This is a genomic window from Bacillus sp. CFBP9009 (assembly GCF_036541465.1).
Lineage (GTDB): Bacteria > Bacillota > Bacilli > Bacillales > DSM-1321 > Peribacillus.
The window spans coordinates 614,790-633,249 of sequence record NZ_JAZHFU010000003.1; the positions used below are offsets into that span (position 1 = coordinate 614,790).

Below are 18,460 nucleotides of genomic sequence, written 5' to 3' on the forward strand. Positions count from 1 at the left end.
TTAGAGGAAGTGGGACAATGAGTTTTTTCAAAAAGCTAAAAGAGAAATTTACGACCCAGGAAGAAAAAGAAAAATCGGTTGAAGCAGAAGTATCCATAGGGGAAAAATTCAAGCAAGGTTTGACAAAGACGAGGAATTCCTTTACTGGAAGGGTTAATGAACTTGTTGCCCGTTATCGGAAAGTGGATGAGGACTTTTTTGAAGAACTTGAAGAAATCCTGATACAGGCTGATGTAGGCTTTGATACTGTGATGGAACTTATTGATCAATTGAAAAGGGAAGTCAAGCTTCGTAATATCTCTGATACAAGGGAAGTGCAGTCCGTTATTTCCGAAAAGCTAGTGGAAATCTACCAAGGTGATGATGAAACGACTTCAAGCCTGAATATACAAGAAGAAGGTTTGACGGTCATTTTGTTTGTAGGGGTTAATGGGGTAGGGAAAACGACAACCATTGGTAAACTTGCCCATAAATTCAAAACGGAAGGTAAATCTGTCGTATTAGCTGCCGGGGATACCTTCCGTGCCGGTGCGATTGAACAGCTTGAGGTTTGGGGAGAGCGTGTCGGCGTCAGTGTAATCAAACAGGGTGAAGGTTCTGACCCTGCTGCGGTCATGTTCGACGCCATTCAGGCCGCCAAGGCACGAAAAGCGGATATCCTGATCTGTGACACTGCCGGTCGCTTACAGAATAAAGTGAACTTAATGAAGGAATTGGAAAAGGTGAAACGTGTAATTGAACGTGAAGTACCAGGTGCACCACACGAGGTGTTGCTTGCCCTTGACGCAACAACTGGACAAAATGCCCTCATTCAGGCCAAGACATTCAAGGAAGCGACCAATGTTTCCGGTATTGTTTTAACAAAGCTTGATGGCACCGCAAAAGGCGGAATTGTTTTGGCAATTCGCAATGAATTGGCCATTCCCGTTAAATTTGTCGGGCTAGGTGAAAAAATGGACGATCTACAGGAATTTGATGCTGAGAAATATGTTTATGGCCTTTTTGCTGATATCATCGATAAAGAAGAGGTTTAAGAAAAATTGTAAGCCGGAAGAGATAATTCTCTTCTGGTTTTTTGTTCACTGTGCAAATTAGGGAAACAATTGCATAAAGGTCTAAAAAAGCGGAAAAAAGAAAAAAATAATGCTTTGCAAACAAGTGGTAAGGAGTTTAACTTGACATCAAATAAACAAGGCTTTACAATATAAACTTGTAAAGGGTTTTCACTTAACAGCAGGGAGGCTTGCTAAGATGCTTGAAAAGACAACGCGGATTAATTATTTGTATGACTTTTACCAATCGTTGTTAACAGAGAAGCAGCAGAGCTACATGTCCCTCTACTATCTGGATGATTACTCTCTTGGCGAGATTGCCGATGAATACGAAGTCAGTAGGCAGGCAGTCTATGATAATATAAAAAGAACAGAAGCGATGCTTGAGGAATATGAAGCAAAGCTATTGTTATTTCAAAAATTTCAAGAGCGTAACCAGTGGATTGCGAATATGAAGGGACTCATAGAAAAGGAATCCTTTTCAAAAGAGAAGCTGCTAGACGCAATCACAACGCTTGAGAAGTTGGATTAGGAGGCGGCAATATGGCATTTGAAGGATTGGCCGACCGACTGCAGAGCACGATGCAAAAGATCCGTGGAAAAGGGAAAGTCAACGAAGCGGACGTTAAAGAAATGATGCGTGAAGTTCGATTGGCCCTGCTTGAAGCGGATGTTAACTTTAAAGTCGTGAAGGATTTTGTAAAACGTGTCAGTGAACGTTCGGTAGGTCAGGAAGTGCTGAAAAGCTTAACCCCCGGTCAACAGGTAATAAAGGTAGTCAAGGAAGAATTGACGGAGCTGATGGGCGGCGAACAAAGCAAGATTGCCGTTGCCTCGAAACCACCGACTGTCATCATGATGGTAGGTCTTCAAGGTGCAGGTAAAACGACGACCACCGGAAAGCTTGCCAATCTTCTAAGGAAAAAATACAACCGCAAGCCATTGCTCGTTGCGGCTGATATTTACCGTCCGGCGGCGATTAAGCAGCTTGAAACACTTGGCAAACAATTAAGCATGCCTGTTTTCTCCCTTGGGGACCAGGTCAGTCCTGTTGAAATTGCCAAACAGGCAATTGAAAAAGCTAAGGAAGAACATCATGATTATGTGTTGATTGATACCGCAGGCCGCCTTCATGTTGATGAAAACTTGATGGGCGAACTGAAGGATATCAAAGAGTTGACAAAACCAGATGAAATCTTCCTGGTTGTCGATGCGATGACCGGTCAGGATGCGGTCAATGTAGCCCAAAGCTTCAATGAACAGCTGGGCCTGACAGGAGCCGTATTAACGAAACTTGATGGGGATACACGTGGTGGTGCGGCACTTTCAATTCGTTCAGTCACCAACACGCCGATTAAATTCGTCGGTATGGGTGAAAAATTGGATGCACTTGAAGCGTTCCATCCGGAACGAATGGCGTCAAGGATCCTCGGCATGGGTGATGTATTGACCCTTATCGAAAAAGCACAGGCCAATGTAGATGAAGAAAAAGCGAAAGAATTAGAGAAAAAGATGCGTACAGCCACTTTTACCTTTGATGATTTCCTTGATCAGCTCGGTCAGGTGCGGAATATGGGACCGCTTGATGATATTCTGAAAATGATTCCAGGTGCGAATAAAATGAAAGGGATGGACAACCTTCAGATCGATGAGAAACAAATCGGTCATGTTGAAGCTATCATCCGTTCAATGACAACGCATGAAAAGGAACATCCGGAAACCATGAATGCTTCCCGCAAGAAACGGATTGCCAAAGGAAGCGGCAGATCGATTCAAGAAGTGAACCGTCTACTGAAGCAATTCGAGGAAATGAAAAAGATGATGAAACAGGTTACGAACATGCAAAAAGGAAAGAAAAAGGGATTCAAATTCCCGTTCATGTAAGGTTTATTTCAGCTCGGAACTAAGGTGAAATACGGGTCGAAGCCATGTATTTCAACACTTTTTTTACCTGTTAAGAAAAAAACCTTTACAAACATACAAGACATTTGATATTATACTATCTTGTGTGAAACTATTCGGAGGTGCTTATTTAAAATGGCAGTAAAAATTCGCTTAAAACGTATGGGAGCTAAAAAATCTCCTTTCTATCGTATTGTAGTTGCAGATTCTCGTTCACCACGTGACGGACGTTACATTGAAGTGGTAGGAACTTATAACCCGGTTGCTCAACCAGCAAAAGTTGATATCAACGAAGAGCTTGCTCTTAAATGGTTACAAGATGGAGCTAAACCATCTGATACAGTTCGTAACTTATTCTCAACACAAGGCATCATGGAAAAATTCCATGTTGCAAAAAACAGCAAGTAATCGACGGTAGTTGATGAAAGCACTGATTGAAACGATTGTTTCAGCACTTGTGGATCATCCGGAAGAGGTCATCGTGACCTCCAAGGAAGAATCCGACCGGATTGTTTATATCCTCTCCGTTCATAAAGAGGATATGGGCAAGGTGATCGGTAAACAAGGGCGTGTTGCTAAGGCGATTCGGACTGTGGTATATGCAGCAGGATCTTCACAGCAGAAGAAAATCTATTTGGAGATTTCCGAATAAGGAGGGTTAATACCCCTCCTTTTTTTGTACTTCAAGAAAGCTTAGATCCCAATTGATCAGATCCGGGCTTTAAACTTTACGCCTTTTAAGACGCATCTTTTACCGATTTACGTTATACTTAAGAGAATGACCCCCATTTCAAAAAGATTACCCCAATCATACATATTTTTTGAAGGAAATACGAAATCATAGATAATAGGAGGTGCTGGAATGAAAATTCTCCAAAATGTAATCGTTAACCAAGTATTAACGGAATCCAGCAAGAATCAGCTCCTCGAGAAATACAAGTCAAAACGTCTTCAGCTTCAAAAAGAGAGTGAACAGCTTCGCTTTGAACTGAAAAAACTTGAAAAAACAAGAACTCTCCAACCTGCTAGTCTCCGTGCTCATTTCGAAAAAGAAATAAACCAGAGGCAAGAAAAAATTAAACTGCTTGAATTTCAAATGGAGCAGTTGGAGATCCTTCCCGCCGGAAGTGAATTGAAGGAACGGGAAGTTCAAAGTATCATTGATGTGGAAATTGGGGCAGATTGGGACGAAATCATGGCAACGAAGACCATTGTCATTAAAGATGGAATCGTCTCGGAAATTCGTTAGAGGTGAAAGAATGGAAAAATGGTTTAATGTAGGTAAAATTGTCAACACACATGGTCTTTTAGGAGAAGTCCGTGTTATTTCTTCAACAGACTTTCCGGAAAAACGATACAAAGTGGGAAATACTCTGCATTTGTTCAGGGACACTGAGAAAAAACCTTTGCCGCTTGTCATCAGGTCGCATCGCACCCATAAAAACTTTAACCTATTGACGTTCGAGAACTATTATAACGTCGGACAAGTCGAGGCTTTTAAAAACGGGGTCCTTAAAGTCAAGGAAGCACAGCTTGGTAAATTGGACGAAGGTGAGTTCTACTTCCATGAAATCATCGGCTGTTCGGTATTTACGGATGAAGGTATGGAAGTTGGGGAAATCATTGAGGTTCTTACGCCTGGTGCCAATGATGTTTGGGTCATTAAGAAAGCTGGCAGTAAGGACATTCTGATTCCTTATATTGAACAAATTGTAAAAGAAGTGGATATTTCCGCTAAAAAGGTCATCATTACACCGATGGAAGGACTTTTAGACTGATGAAAATCGATGTGCTTTCGCTTTTTCCAGAAATGTTCGAAGGGGTATTTGGCTCATCAATCTTAAAAAAGGCTGCGGAAAAGCAGGCTGTCAGCTATAAGGTGACCAATTTCCGAGATTATGCAGATAATAAGCATTCGACGGTAGACGATTATCCGTATGGCGGCGGTGCCGGAATGGTATTGAAGGCACAACCGATCTTTGATGCCGTGGAAGCTCTTAAAGGGCAAGCTGAGCTAACCCCAAGGGTAGTCCTGCTTTGCCCCCAGGGAGAGCGTTATACGCAGAAAAAAGCCGAAGAGTTAGCTGAAGAGGAACATCTCATTTTCATTTGCGGGCATTATGAAGGGTATGATGAGCGGATCCGGGAGCATGTTGTCACTGATGAAATATCGATAGGTGATTTTGTGCTTACAGGCGGGGAATTGGGCGCAATGGTCATTATTGACAGCGTTGTGCGCTTGCTGCCTGGCGTTCTTGGAAATGTTGACTCCCCAATTCTTGATTCCTATTCTTCTGGTTTGTTAGAGCATCCACATTATACTAGACCTGCAGATTTCCGCGGGATGAAAGTTCCCGATCCGCTAATATCCGGGAATCATAAAAAAATCGATGAATGGCGGATGAAGGAATCCCTGCGCAGAACTTGGATTCGACGTCCGGATTTGCTCGATAGTTATGAACTATCGGAAGTTGAAGAAAAATTATTGTCCGAGATTAAAAAAGAAGACTGATGTCTATTGCATCGACGTTTATAGTATGATAGGATATACCTTGTGACTTGGGCAAAATGCTCAGTCTTATAACGATGTTCCGCTGCAAACAATAAGTATTTGCAAGAGCGTCCAGGAGGAGTTGAAATCGATGCAAAATCTTATTAACGAAATCACAAAAGAACAACTTCGCTCAGATCTTCCATCATTCAGACCTGGTGACACAGTACGTGTACACGTAAAGGTTATTGAAGGAACTCGCGAACGTATCCAGTTGTTTGAAGGCGTTGTAATCAAACGTCGTGGCGGCGGAGTTAGTGAAACTTTCACAGTACGTAAGATCTCTTACGGCGTTGGAGTAGAACGTGCTTTCCCTGTTCACACACCAAAAATTGCGAAATTAGAAGTTATCCGTCACGGTAAAGTACGTCGTGCGAAACTTTATTACCTACGCGAACTTCGTGGTAAAAAAGCACGTATTAAAGAAATTCGTCGTTAATTCTTCGAATATCTTCATGCGGGTTTACCATGATCCACATAAGGTGAATAACCAAAGAGTATCATGCAAAAAGGGAGCTTGTTTATCAGGCTCCCTTTTTGCACTTTAAGAAACGATGAATACACTTACGGTGAAAACTATATAGAATCCTGCTCGCTATAGCGTCCGCAACATGTTAAAATAATTGTTGATATGCTTCAAAAAGGGTGGGTAAGGATGGCGAAAAAGAAAAATGAATTGTGGGAATGGACAAAGGCGGTCATAATCGCGGTTATAGCGGCGACGCTGATTCGTTATTTCCTTCTGGCTCCTATTGTTGTGGACGGTAATTCCATGATGCCGACATTAAAGGATACGGACCGCATGATCGTTAATAAAATTTCCTATTCGATTGGCGAACCGAAAAGATTCGACATTATCGTTTTCGAAGCTCCAGAAGGCAAGGATTACATAAAGCGGATCATCGGATTGCCAGGGGAAAAAGTCGAATATAAAAATGATACTCTTTACGTGAATGGAAAAGCTTATGATGAGCCATACTTGGATGAATATAAAGAACAATTGATTGATGGCGGGGACTTGACGGAACCTTTTACATTAAGTGATGTCATAGAACAAGAAACGGTGCCTGAAGGCCACCTATTTGTCCTGGGGGATAATCGCCGTTTCAGTAAGGATAGCCGCCATATTGGTGTAGGTGCCGTTCCTTACGATAAAGTGTTAGGAAAAACTAAATTAGTTTATTGGCCGATCGAAGACTTTCGATTGGCGGAATAGTAGGAAGGTGCATTCCATTGACAATACAGTGGTTCCCTGGCCATATGGCCAAAGCAAGACGGGAAGTAACAGAGAAATTAAAACTGATCGACATCATCTTTGAACTTGTGGATGCCCGGATACCGGCATCTTCACGAAATCCGATGATCGATGAAATCATTCAGCATAAACCGAGGGTCATCCTTTTGAATAAAGCTGATATGGCCGATCCGGTAAAAACGAATATGTGGCTTGAACATTATAAATCGCAGGGGAAAACGGCGATTTCCATTAACTCACAGGCGGGAAACGGTTTAAACCAGATTACAGCTGCTTCCAAAAAACTTTTAAAAGAGAAGTATGAGCGGATGGAATCAAGAGGAATAAAGCCGAGAGCGATCCGTGCCATGATAGTCGGCATTCCGAACGTGGGGAAATCGACTTTAATCAATCGACTTGCCAAAAAGAACATTGCCAAAACAGGGAATACGCCTGGCGTCACGAAAGCGCAGCAATGGATAAAAGTTGGCAAGGAATTGGAATTGCTCGACACGCCGGGGATTCTCTGGCCGAAATTCGAGGATCAAGAAGTAGGCTTGAAGCTTGCGTTGACAGGTGCGATTAAAGATACGATTTTAAACTTGCATGAAGTCTCATTATACGGTCTTCGCTTTTTGGAAAAAGAATATCCGGATAGGTTGAAATCCCGTTATAACCTGGATGTAATTCCGCAGGAAACGCTCGAATTGTTCGATGCGGTCGGAAAGTTCAGGGGCTGTTTAGCATCTGGGGGCTTCATCGATTATGACAAAACCGCAGAGTTGGTCGTACGTGAAATCCGTTCAGAAAAGATGGGTCCGCTTACGTTTGAGGTCCCTTTGGATTATGAAGAGAATGATATCCCCGAATAACATTAACATTGACCTGATTGTTGAAGACAATCAGTGAAAAGGATTGATACGGAGCTGGAGTTGGATGTCAAAAAGGCTTACTCTTTTTGATGTCTCTTTTCCGCTCCGTATTTTTGTCTGAACTGTAGAAAGAGAGCAAGGCTGCCGATAATTAATATGATGGGTGATAAAGATGATAACCGAAATGAGCATTAAGGAAATCTCCTCAAAGTTAAAGACAATAAGAGGGCCCGAAGATTTATTTTTACAGAAATGCCGGGAGGACGGACGAAAGGGAGTAACCGACTTAGTAAGCAAATGGCAAAGAGCTTATGAAAAAGAACAACAGGTAAGGGATGCTTTCACGGAAATGACGGAGTTTGAACGTCAATTGCGAAAACAGGGGTTTTCCATTCTGGCTGGTATCGATGAAGTTGGAAGAGGACCTCTGGCAGGACCAGTTGTGACAAGTGCAGTCATCTTGCCTGAATCTTTTTATTTGCCAGGGCTTAATGATTCCAAAAAGATTCCAGAAGCAAAAAGGGAATTGTTTTATGAAATGATTTTTAAGGAAGCACTATCCATAGGTGTAGGTGTTGTACATAGCGAAGTAATTGATGAAATCAATATATATCAAGCTACGAAAAAGGCAATGGTGGCCGCATTGAACGATCTGTCGGAACTTCCTGATCATTTGTTGATCGATGCAATGGAACTGGATGTGCCGATTCCGCAGCTTTCGCTCATAAAGGGGGACGCAAGAAGCATTAGCATCTCTGCGGCATCCATAATAGCGAAAGTGACCCGTGATAGAATGATGAAGGATTATGGTGAAAAATATCCGGAATATGGTTTTGAAAAGCACATGGGTTACGGGACAAGCCAACATATAGAAGCGCTCGACACGCACGGGCTTACACCTTGGCATAGAAGAAGTTTTGCACCAGTTAAGGAAATAGCTGCACGAACGAAGGATTAAGGGGGGATGAGTGGTGCAATCCATAACAAGCGGTCAACCGTTATCTTCACCCATTGAAATAAAAGGAACTGCGAGTTGGAAAAACGGGCAAATCCTTTTCGGGAAGGTGAATAAGGTTTTTCCTAACCAAACGGCCGAAGTACAGATTGGCCATCAAAAAATGATTGCCACTCTCGATATCCCGCTTCGGACAGGAGAAAGGCATTGGTTTCAAGTGCAGGACCCAATTGAGGCGGGGCTCGTGTTAAAAGCTTTAGATTCCCCCGATTTGAACGATTCCGGCATAAAGGGAACGGCTGCAAAATTAATAGCTCATCTAGGCATAACGCCCGAACCGTCCGCAACGAAGCTTGCCGAATATCTCCTGACAAATCGCCTCCCGATAACCAAGGAAACTTTTCAGCCCGCCATGCAATGGTTAAAAGCTGCTGATGCTGCAGAAGTCGGTCTGCCTGTAATAAAAACGATGTTCATTCAGCAACTGCCTTTTGTAGAAGATGTATTTGATGCTTTATTTACACAGTCCAAAAGTGAACCTTTCCATAAACTCCTCAGTGGCTTCAAGCAAAAGCTGGAGGATGGTGGGGCAGTAACGAGGACTGCCGTCAAGCTAATGGAAGTGTTGGACTCCTTACACGTTGCTAAACAGAACCAGTTTCAACAAATCGGTTTGCAAAAACTAGTCACCACTTGGCTGGATTTCGATTCAACGCCAGAAATGAAATCTGGTGCATTTTCCCTGCTTCAAAAGACGGGTTTCATACCAAAGGGAATGACGGAATCTGTCTTTCGGGAGAATTTAATTGATGGAGCTGAGGCTAGGTCAGGTATTGCTAAGAATTCAGCGGTTGATAAATTACACCAAGGATTGCAGCTGCTTTCCGAGGCAAAAAGCGGAGCATTTGCAAAAGTTGAAGAGATCGATACTGCTATTAATCGCATATTGAACGGTCATGAACATGTGGGGGCAAAACTGCCAATTGATATCCACTCGATGCCGAGAAAAAACATTCCTGCAGAAAAACTTTCCTCTCTTGCCTTTCATTTACTCCAGAGTTCTTTTACCGAAGCAACAGCTAAAAAGGCAGTAGGCGGAAAAATGGAAGTGAATGACCTTATAGGCTACTTGAATAAGGACACAGATCAAGTAGCTGAGTCGAAGGGTAAGGCGGCTGAATTATTGTTCCAGTCGCTTAATAGGCTTCCTGAGGCCCAATACGCTAGGAATAATGAGAAGCTGGTCCTTTCACTTGTATTGGAAGCTGAGTTTCAAACAATCGATTTCACCGATGGACCTTCTGTTGCACATCAACTGAAAGAAATGACCAAGATCCTTGGTCTTCAGCTGGAACATGCACTCATTAACCTTTCTGGAGATGATATGGCGGAGTTCCCGAAGGATTTGGAGACACTTAAACCGCTGCTGCTTAAATTGCTGAATGAACAAATTCCGGCATCTATGAAGGAGATGGCAGAACAAATCCTAAATCGGATTACTGCGCAACAGATCCTTTCACAGGAAAATGGACCGATTCAGAATTTACTTCTTACACTTCCACTCAATCTGGGATCTGCTCAAACGGATCTGACTTTACAATGGAGCGGAAGAAAAACAAAAGATGGCAAAATTGACCCGGATTACTGCCGTGTCCTATTTTATTTAGAATTGGAACGCCTTAAAGAGACGGTCATCGACATGCAGGTTCAAAACCGAATCATCAAAGTGACGGTCATCAATGGGAATGGTGCGGTCCTTGAAGAGGCAGCCGGTCAATATCTTGACATCCTGAGAGAGAAACTTGAAAAAATGGATTACAGATTGTCAGGGGTTTCCTTTGTAAATCCCGTGCATGAAAAAGAGCGGGACCAAGGGGTGAAACCGATTCCTTTTTCAGAAGCCGGTTCGTATAGTGGAGTGGATATTCGAATATGAAGAATGATAAACGAAAAGAAGCGATTGCCTTAAAGTATGATCAAAAGACATCTAAAGCGCCCTTCATATTGGCGAAGGGAAAAGGTAAAAAGGCTGAAAATATTCTGGAAAAGGCGATGAAACTGGATATACCGGTCCAAAGGGACGAATCGCTTGCTGCACTTTTAGGTCAATTGGATATAAATCAAACGATTCCGGAAGAATTGTATGGAGCTGTTGCAGAGGTATTCGCATTCATTTATAAAGTTGACAAGGACATGAATCGGTAGTTTCCTAATTTATCCCAGTCATATTGCTTAATGGATTACTGTTAGTTTATGTAGAATATTAGGGAAATCACTGATGAATTTTCATTATATTAAAAAAATACTAAAGTAAAAGCAAAAGGACAAGGCCATGGCTTTGTCCTTTTGCTTTTACTTTGAATCAAGACAAGGATAATTGTAATTTATCAATGAATCGACCTCTGGGTTAATATAGTGAAAAGGCTTTCATAGAGGTGCTTTTAGAAGATTTATAACTGTAATGACTTTTTTGAAAATAGATTTTTAGAACTAAAATATATGAATTTAATAAGAAAAAAACACAACGGCAAAGAAGGTTTTCTCCATTTTAAACATGGGTATAGAAGTATATTATAATAATATTTTAAAAATTATGTGAAAGAAAATTATGCACGAAGGAGAATTTTGTTGTAATATGTTAGAGAAAACACGCATTAAATTTCAAAGTTGTTTTTTAGTAGATAAGGAGGATGGGAAATGAATATCCATGAGTATCAGGGGAAAGAGATATTGCGACAATACGGGGTATCCGTTCCAAATGGCCGGGTTGCCTTTACTGTTGATGAAGCAGTGGAAGCAGCGAAGGAGTTAGGTACGGAAGTTGTTGTCGTCAAAGCTCAAATTCATGCGGGTGGCCGCGGGAAAGCCGGCGGAGTCAAGGTAGCGAAGAATCTTGATGAAGCGCGTACATATGCAGAAGAGATTCTTGGCAAGACATTGGTGACCCATCAAACAGGTCCTGCAGGCAAGGAAGTTAAGCGTTTACTTATTGAAGAAGGCTGCGACATTACAAAAGAATATTATATCGGGCTGGTCCTTGACCGTGCTACGGACAGTGTCGTATTGATGGCTTCTGAAGAAGGCGGAACGGAAATTGAGGAAGTGGCTGAAAAGACACCAGAGAAAATTTTCAAAGAAGTAATCGATCCGGTTGTCGGCCTGACTGGTTTCCAGGCACGGAGGATTGCATTCAATATCAATATTCCGGCTTCACTTATAAATAAAGCTTCCAAACTGATGGTTAACTTATATACAGCTTTCGTTGATAAAGATTGCTCAATCGCAGAAATCAACCCATTAGTGGTAACTGGCGACGGCGATGTAATGGCCCTTGATGCTAAATTGAACTTCGATGATAATGCGATTTACCGCCATAAAGACATCGCGGAGTACCGTGATTTGGATGAAGAGGATGCGAAAGAGATTGAAGCATCAAAACATGGCCTTAGTTACATATCGCTTGACGGAAATATCGGATGCATGGTTAATGGTGCCGGTCTTGCTATGGCGACGATGGACATCATTAAACATTATATGGGAGATCCGGCTAACTTCCTTGACGTTGGTGGCGGCGCCACTGAGGAAAAAGTGAAAGAGGCCTTCAAAATCATCCTTTCCGATCAAAATGTTAAAGGCATCTTCGTTAATATCTTCGGAGGAATCATGAAATGTGACATCATCGCTACAGGCGTCGTGGCTGCTGCTAAAGAGCTTGGCCTGGATGTCCCTCTTGTTGTTCGTCTTGAAGGAACGAATGTGGACCTAGGCAAAAAGATTCTAAAAGAGTCAGGTTTAAATATTACGTCTGCTGAATCAATGGCAGATGGAGCACAAAAAATAGTATCACTTGTAGGATAATAGGCAGGGGGGAACATAATGAGCGTTTATATTAATAAAGATACGAAAGTGATCGTTCAGGGAATCACTGGTGCAACAGCATTATTTCATACAAAACAAATGTTGGAATACGGCACGAAAATCGTTGGAGGAGTCACTCCGGGTAAAGGTGGAACAGAAGTGGAAGGGGTACCTGTATTCAATACAGTTTCCGAAGCTGTCACTGAAACCGGCGCGAATGCATCTGTTATCTATGTACCGGCTCCATTTGCTGCCGATGCAATTCTAGAAGCCGTAGACGCAGAACTTGATCTTGTCATTTGTATCACGGAACATATTCCTGTTCTGGATATGGTCAAGGTTAAGCGCTACATGGAAGGCAAAAAAACTCGCTTGATCGGACCGAACTGCCCAGGTGTCATTACTCCTGAAGAGTGTAAGATTGGTATCATGCCAGGGTATATCCACAAAAAAGGCCATGTAGGTGTAGTTTCACGTTCTGGAACTTTGACGTATGAAGCCGTTCACCAATTATCGCAAGCAGGCATTGGGCAATCTTCGGCTGTCGGTATCGGTGGAGATCCCGTTAACGGAACGGATTTCATTGATGTTTTGAAAGCGTTCAATGAAGATCCGGAAACACATGCGGTGATCATGATTGGGGAAATCGGCGGAACGGCAGAAGAAGAAGCAGCAATCTGGGTGAAGGAAAATATGACTAAGCCAGTTGTTGGTTTCATTGGTGGCCGTACGGCTCCAGCCGGTAAACGCATGGGTCATGCTGGTGCTATTATCTCAGGAGGAAAAGGGACTGCTGACGAGAAAATCCGCGTTATGAACGAATGTGGAATTAAAGTTGCCGAAACTCCATCCGTAATGGGTGAAACATTGATCTCCGTCTTGAAAGAAAAAGATATTTACGAACCTTGTAAAACACATTGATTCAAGCTGGGCCGACCTTTTTTTGGGTCGGCCTTTTTTTCCTCCAATTTCCTCGGGAGACACCAAGTACATCACTATCAACCTACTTAAAAAAATATCCGATTAGGGGCGTTTCCAATTGAATAAAAAAGAAAAGTTAATCCATCTCCATCATTGCCGCGGAGCAGGATGGAAAACAATCCAAATAATCATGTCCAAAGACCCGTCATTATCTTCCCTGTTCACGACGAATCACGCTGAATGGGCAAAAATGCTCCCTATCCCCTCAAATAAGCTCAACCTCTTTCTCAAAGATTTACATTCACTCAATACCATCGATAAACTTAAAATATACGAAGATAGCCAAATTCATTGTTTGACGATCTTCGATGATGAATACCCTTTTTTGCTGAAGCAAATATTCGATCCTCCGTGGGTTCTTTATTTTAAAGGCGATAAGAGGCTTTTAACAAGGAAGAATACGCTAGGTGTTGTTGGAACACGTAAGCCAACCTCGTATGGTCTGGAGGCCTTAAAAACGATTCTATTACCGCTAGTAAAGAAAAAGTTCGTGATCATAAGTGGAGTGGCGGCTGGAATCGATGCAGAGTCACATAAGATTACATTAAGCGAAGGCGGAGATACGATTGGGATTTTAGGAGGGGGGCTTATGCAAATATATCCAAAATCCAATGAACCCCTTGCTGAAGAAATCATCAAAAAAGGCTTGCTTATATCTGAGACTCCACCGGAAATGAGGGCGGAACCTTGGATGTTTCCGCTTCGGAATCGAATCATCAGTGGATTATCACAGGGAGTATTCGTGGTCGAGGCAAAAGAAAGAAGCGGATCCCTTATTACGGCACAAGCTGCATTGGAACACGGCAGGGATGTGTTTGCGCTTCCTGGTAATGTTACGAGCCCTGAATCGCTGGGGACAAATCAATTGATTTCTGATGGTGCCAAACTTGTTTTGAGTGCCAGGCAGATCGAGGAAGAGTTTTGAACAATATAATATAGAAGATAGACGGAGAATCAAACGGGAAAATATAGAAAAAAAGGTGGTTTTTTAAAAGGATGGGTTGAATTATTAGACAAAAAGGTTGAAAATATTGTAAAACTGTTATAAGTTTTGCAAATGACACCTCTTGTCAAAATACCTATAAATAATTGAATCAGCAAGCTTTGAAAAGTAAAGAGGTGTTGACAAATGATTTTTGAATGATTAATAATAGTGAAGATTTATATTACCTCTTTGAGGAGGATTTATTGGATGTCAGAATACTTAGTGATTGTGGAATCGCCCGCAAAGGCGAAAACAATAGAACGTTACTTGGGAAAAAAATATAAAGTAAAGGCTTCCATGGGGCATGTACGCGATTTGCCTAAAAGTCAAATGGGTGTCGATGTTGAACATGAATATGAACCTAAATATATAACTATCCGCGGCAAAGGCCCGGTTTTAAAAGAATTGAAAACCGCTGCAAAAAAAGCAAAAAAAATCTATCTCGCGGCTGACCCCGACAGGGAAGGGGAAGCCATTGCCTGGCACTTGGCTCACAGTCTTGATGTTGACGTTAACTCAGATTGCCGCGTGGTATTCAATGAGATCACGAAAGAGGCTATCAAAGAATCATTTAAATCACCTAGGCCAATAAATATGAAATTGGTTGATGCACAGCAGGCAAGAAGGGTCTTGGATCGCTTGGTCGGATACAATATAAGCCCGCTTTTGTGGAAAAAGGTGAAAAAAGGCTTAAGCGCGGGACGGGTCCAATCGGTTGCTGTACGGATGATCATTGACCGGGAGAAGGAGATCAAAGATTTTATCCCTGAAGAGTATTGGACAATCAAGGCTGATTTTGTAAAAGGAAAAGAACAGTTTGAAGGTTCCTTCTTCAGCATTGGCGGTGAGAAGAAGGAGTTGAATAACGAAGAGGACGTCAAAAAAGTGCTCGCTTCTTTAAATGGCGGCGAATTTACGATAGGAGCTGTCGCTAAAAAAGAAAGAAGGCGCAATCCAGCCGCTCCTTTTACGACTTCTTCCCTGCAACAGGAAGCGGCACGTAAATTGAATTTCCGTGCAAAGAAAACCATGATGCTTGCTCAGCAGCTTTATGAAGGAATCGAGCTTGGCAAGGAAGGTACAGTTGGGTTAATCACTTATATGAGAACCGATTCGACCCGGATTTCCGATGTTGCGAAAGAGGAAGTCCATACCTTCATTCAAAATAATTATGGTAAAGAGTATGTTCAGGTTGAACAGCGCAAAGAGAAAAAACAGACTAATGCCCAGGACGCCCATGAAGCGGTCAGGCCAACAAGTACATTACGTGAACCGGGTGTAGTCAAGGAGTTCTTATCCAGAGATCAATTCCGTCTTTATAAATTGATTTGGGAACGATTCGTTTCTAGTCAAATGTCTTCGGCGGTCATGGATACGATGAGCATCGACCTGCATAATGGGGATGTCATCTTCAGGGCAAATGGTTCAAAAATTAAATTCCCGGGTTTCATGAAGGTATATGTTGAAGGGTCCGATGACTCGGTGGAAGAAAAGGAAAATGCACTTCCGGATGTGAAAAAAGGGGATCAATTCTTTTCAAAAGATATCGAGCCGAAGCAGCATTTCACACAGCCTCCGCCCCGATATACTGAAGCCCGTCTTGTCAAAACCCTAGAGGAACTGGGAATAGGCCGTCCTTCTACATATGCTCCTACCTTGGATACGATTCAAAAACGGGGCTATGTTACCTTGGATAATAAACGGTTCATACCTACAGAGCTTGGTGAGATCGTTCTTGAATTGATACGCGAATTCTTCCCGGATATTCTTGATGCAGAGTTCACTGCCAAGATGGAACAGGAATTCGACAGCGTCGAGGAAGGCAGTATCGAATGGATAAAGGTCATCGATGAATTTTATAAGGAATTTGCAGTTCATTTGGCTAAAGCTGAAGTCGAGATGGAGAAAATTGAAATCAAGGATGAACCTGCAGGTGAAGATTGCGTGGAATGCGGACATGGGATGGTCTTTAAGATGGGGCGTTATGGAAAGTTCATGGCATGCAGTAATTTCCCGGATTGCCGTAACACAAAGCCAATCGTTAAAGAAATCGGTGTTAAATGCCCAAAATGTAAAGAAGGAAACATCATTGAAAGGAAAAGTAAAAAACGCCGCATATTTTATGGGTGTGATACCTATCCTGGATGTGACTTCATATCTTGGGATAAACCGCTGCCGCGGAGTTGTCCAAAATGTGAAGGTACACTTGTTGAGAAAAAACTCAAAAAAGGCGTCCAAGTACAGTGCATGGATTGTGATTTCAAGGAATTGCCCCAAGCATAGAAAAGACCGTGAAATCGTTTACTATCATTGTGAACTATCGAAAAAACCTAAATATAAATTGACTCGGCATCTGCCGAGTTTCTTTATGTTCAGGAAAGTATGATATCATGATAGTATGTGGACTAACTTCCAAGAAGAAAATGGATAAAGCTTGAAACTTTTTTATTTAAGCCATGTGATGTAAAATTCAGTGGACAAGTACATTCTTTTAAAGATATAATTCCTATTTGTGTCCGTTACCCTTTTTAGAAGAAATGGATTGAAGGAAGAATGCCGGCTATCTGGCATATTCTTTAAATTATCGTTAGCAGGAATGAGTATTTCGGGTATAAATACATAGATATCGTTAAAAATGAAACTTTTATGAAAGCAGTTTTAATGATAAATGATCCTGTCTTATCATATCTATACATGGAGGTTCGAAAAATGAAAGAAACAAAAGTAAGTGTAATCGGTGCTGGGCTTGCTGGAAGTGAAGCGGCGTGGCAGTTAGCTAAAAGAGGAATTAAAGTCGATCTATATGAAATGCGCCCTGTAAAACAAACGCCAGCCCATCATACCGATAAATTCGCTGAACTTGTTTGTTCCAATTCACTTCGGGCAAATACGTTAACAAATGCAGTTGGTGTATTAAAAGAAGAAATGCGTATTCTGGATTCGGTCATCATGTCCGCAGCAGATGCTTGTGCTGTACCGGCTGGAGGTGCTTTAGCTGTTGATCGTCATGAATTTGCCGGTCTTGTTACGGAAAGGGTCAAAAATCATCCAAATGTAACGGTCATCAATGAAGAAGTAACGGAAATTCCGGAAGGTCCTACTGTCATTGCAACCGGTCCGCTTACAAGTCAGTCACTATCTGACAGCTTAAAGCAAATCATGGATGAAGAATACTTGTACTTCTATGATGCTGCCGCACCAATTCTTGAAAAAGACAGCATCAATATGGATAAAGTATATTTGAAATCCCGCTATGATAAAGGCGAAGCCGCTTATCTGAACTGTCCGATGACGGAAGAAGAGTTTGACCGCTTTTATGAAGCATTGATTGCTGCTGAAACAGTTCCACTTAAAGAATTCGAAAAAGAAATCTTTTTTGAAGGCTGCATGCCCATTGAAGTGATGGCATCACGCGGGAAGAAAACGATGTTATTTGGTCCATTGAAGCCTGTTGGCTTAGAAGATCCAAAAACGGGAAAACGTCCTTTTGCTGTAGTTCAATTGCGTCAAGATGATGCTGCAGGAACACTTTACAATATTGTTGGTTTTCAGACACATTTGAAATGGGGGCCGCAAAAAGAAGTATTGCAGCTCATACCTGGATTGGAAAATGCGGAAATTGTCCGTTATGGAGTTATGCATCGAAACACTTTCATAAACTCACCTAATGTTTTAAAGCCTACGTACCAATTCAAGAATCGGGATGATTTATTCTTTGCCGGTCAGATGACTGGCGTCGAAGGATATGTAGAATCGGCTGCATCGGGATTGGTTGCAGGTATCAATGCTGCAAGGATCGTTCAAGGATTGGACCCTATCATTTTCCCTGCAGAGACGACGATGGGCAGCATGGCAAGGTACATAACTTCGACGAATGGTAAGAGCTTCCAGCCGATGAATGCCAACTTTGGATTGCTTCCAGACCTTGAAGTGAGAATCAAATCCAAAAAAGAGCGGAATGAAACGCATGCTAAACGCGCTTTAGACACAATTCAGAACTTTGTGAAAAATTTGTAAAATATTTGCCTGCTGTTTTAAAGTATGATACTATTTATTAGCCTTTGCGAGGT

19 protein-coding genes are annotated in these 18,460 nt (G+C 42.0%); all 19 read left to right on the forward strand.

Annotated features, from left to right (window positions below; genetic code table 11):
- Positions 1 to 17 precede the first annotated feature (17 nt).
- Positions 18 to 1,034 carry a signal recognition particle-docking protein FtsY gene (gene ftsY, locus V3595_RS12365; RefSeq protein WP_402900325.1) on the forward strand — a complete coding sequence of 339 codons (1,017 nt, stop codon included), beginning with the start codon at positions 18 to 20 and terminating at the stop codon, positions 1,032 to 1,034.
- A 217-nt stretch (positions 1,035 to 1,251) separates the two neighbouring features.
- The gene (locus tag V3595_RS12370) at positions 1,252 to 1,584 is read left to right on the forward strand and encodes a putative DNA-binding protein (RefSeq protein WP_034313718.1); all 333 of its coding nucleotides are present in this window, start codon (positions 1,252 to 1,254) and stop codon (positions 1,582 to 1,584) included.
- A gap of 11 nt (positions 1,585 to 1,595) precedes the next feature.
- Complete coding sequence (gene ffh, locus V3595_RS12375) at positions 1,596 to 2,936, forward strand: signal recognition particle protein (RefSeq protein ID WP_101224630.1); 1,341 nt, start codon at positions 1,596 to 1,598, stop codon at positions 2,934 to 2,936.
- A 153-nt stretch (positions 2,937 to 3,089) separates the two neighbouring features.
- Entirely contained in the window at positions 3,090 to 3,362 is a 273-nt protein-coding gene (gene rpsP, locus V3595_RS12380) for a 30S ribosomal protein S16 (protein ID WP_057913437.1), read from the forward strand.
- Between the two features lie 13 nt (positions 3,363 to 3,375).
- A complete protein-coding gene (locus V3595_RS12385; protein WP_137018754.1) occupies positions 3,376 to 3,606 on the forward strand; it encodes a KH domain-containing protein in 231 nt (76 codons plus the stop codon).
- Positions 3,607 to 3,816: 210 nt separating this feature from the next.
- On the forward strand, positions 3,817 to 4,203 hold the full coding sequence (locus V3595_RS12390; RefSeq protein ID WP_034313711.1) for a YlqD family protein: 387 nt from the start codon (positions 3,817 to 3,819) through the stop codon (positions 4,201 to 4,203).
- Positions 4,204 to 4,213: 10 nt separating this feature from the next.
- Positions 4,214 to 4,732: a ribosome maturation factor RimM gene (rimM, locus tag V3595_RS12395; RefSeq protein ID WP_485907424.1), complete on the forward strand. Its 519-nt coding sequence runs from the start codon at positions 4,214 to 4,216 to the stop codon at positions 4,730 to 4,732.
- On the forward strand, positions 4,732 to 5,466 hold the full coding sequence (gene trmD / locus V3595_RS12400; protein ID WP_101224632.1) for a tRNA (guanosine(37)-N1)-methyltransferase TrmD: 735 nt from the start codon (positions 4,732 to 4,734) through the stop codon (positions 5,464 to 5,466). Before rimM ends, trmD begins: the two co-directional genes overlap by 1 nt.
- A gap of 130 nt (positions 5,467 to 5,596) precedes the next feature.
- Positions 5,597 to 5,944 carry a 50S ribosomal protein L19 gene (rplS, locus tag V3595_RS12405; protein WP_034313702.1) on the forward strand — a complete coding sequence of 116 codons (348 nt, stop codon included), beginning with the start codon at positions 5,597 to 5,599 and terminating at the stop codon, positions 5,942 to 5,944.
- 216 nt (positions 5,945 to 6,160) lie between these two features.
- A complete protein-coding gene (lepB, locus tag V3595_RS12410; protein WP_485907426.1) occupies positions 6,161 to 6,721 on the forward strand; it encodes a signal peptidase I in 561 nt (186 codons plus the stop codon).
- Positions 6,722 to 6,738: 17 nt separating this feature from the next.
- Positions 6,739 to 7,611, forward strand: a complete 873-nt coding sequence (gene ylqF / locus V3595_RS12415) for a ribosome biogenesis GTPase YlqF (RefSeq protein ID WP_485907428.1) — start codon at positions 6,739 to 6,741, stop codon at positions 7,609 to 7,611.
- Positions 7,612 to 7,786: 175 nt separating this feature from the next.
- Positions 7,787 to 8,569: a ribonuclease HII gene (locus tag V3595_RS12420; protein ID WP_485907592.1), complete on the forward strand. Its 783-nt coding sequence runs from the start codon at positions 7,787 to 7,789 to the stop codon at positions 8,567 to 8,569.
- A 13-nt stretch (positions 8,570 to 8,582) separates the two neighbouring features.
- A complete protein-coding gene (locus V3595_RS12425; RefSeq protein ID WP_485907430.1) occupies positions 8,583 to 10,502 on the forward strand; it encodes a hypothetical protein in 1,920 nt (639 codons plus the stop codon).
- Positions 10,499 to 10,771: an EscU/YscU/HrcU family type III secretion system export apparatus switch protein gene (locus V3595_RS12430; RefSeq protein ID WP_485907432.1), complete on the forward strand. Its 273-nt coding sequence runs from the start codon at positions 10,499 to 10,501 to the stop codon at positions 10,769 to 10,771. Before V3595_RS12425 ends, V3595_RS12430 begins: the two co-directional genes overlap by 4 nt.
- A gap of 492 nt (positions 10,772 to 11,263) precedes the next feature.
- Complete coding sequence (gene sucC, locus V3595_RS12435) at positions 11,264 to 12,424, forward strand: ADP-forming succinate--CoA ligase subunit beta (RefSeq protein ID WP_101224636.1); 1,161 nt, start codon at positions 11,264 to 11,266, stop codon at positions 12,422 to 12,424.
- A gap of 18 nt (positions 12,425 to 12,442) precedes the next feature.
- Positions 12,443 to 13,345 (forward strand): succinate--CoA ligase subunit alpha, encoded by a 903-nt coding sequence (gene sucD, locus V3595_RS12440; RefSeq protein WP_241591141.1) that lies wholly within the window; start codon positions 12,443 to 12,445, stop codon positions 13,343 to 13,345.
- Between the two features lie 118 nt (positions 13,346 to 13,463).
- Positions 13,464 to 14,330, forward strand: coding sequence for a DNA-processing protein DprA (dprA, locus tag V3595_RS12445; RefSeq protein ID WP_485907434.1), 867 nt, complete (start codon positions 13,464 to 13,466; stop codon positions 14,328 to 14,330).
- A gap of 267 nt (positions 14,331 to 14,597) precedes the next feature.
- Positions 14,598 to 16,673 (forward strand): type I DNA topoisomerase, encoded by a 2,076-nt coding sequence (topA, locus tag V3595_RS12450; protein WP_402900291.1) that lies wholly within the window; start codon positions 14,598 to 14,600, stop codon positions 16,671 to 16,673.
- 426 nt (positions 16,674 to 17,099) lie between these two features.
- The gene (gene trmFO / locus V3595_RS12455; protein ID WP_101224639.1) at positions 17,100 to 18,407 is read left to right on the forward strand and encodes an FADH(2)-oxidizing methylenetetrahydrofolate--tRNA-(uracil(54)-C(5))-methyltransferase TrmFO; all 1,308 of its coding nucleotides are present in this window, start codon (positions 17,100 to 17,102) and stop codon (positions 18,405 to 18,407) included.
- The last annotated feature ends 53 nt before the right edge of the window (positions 18,408 to 18,460 follow it).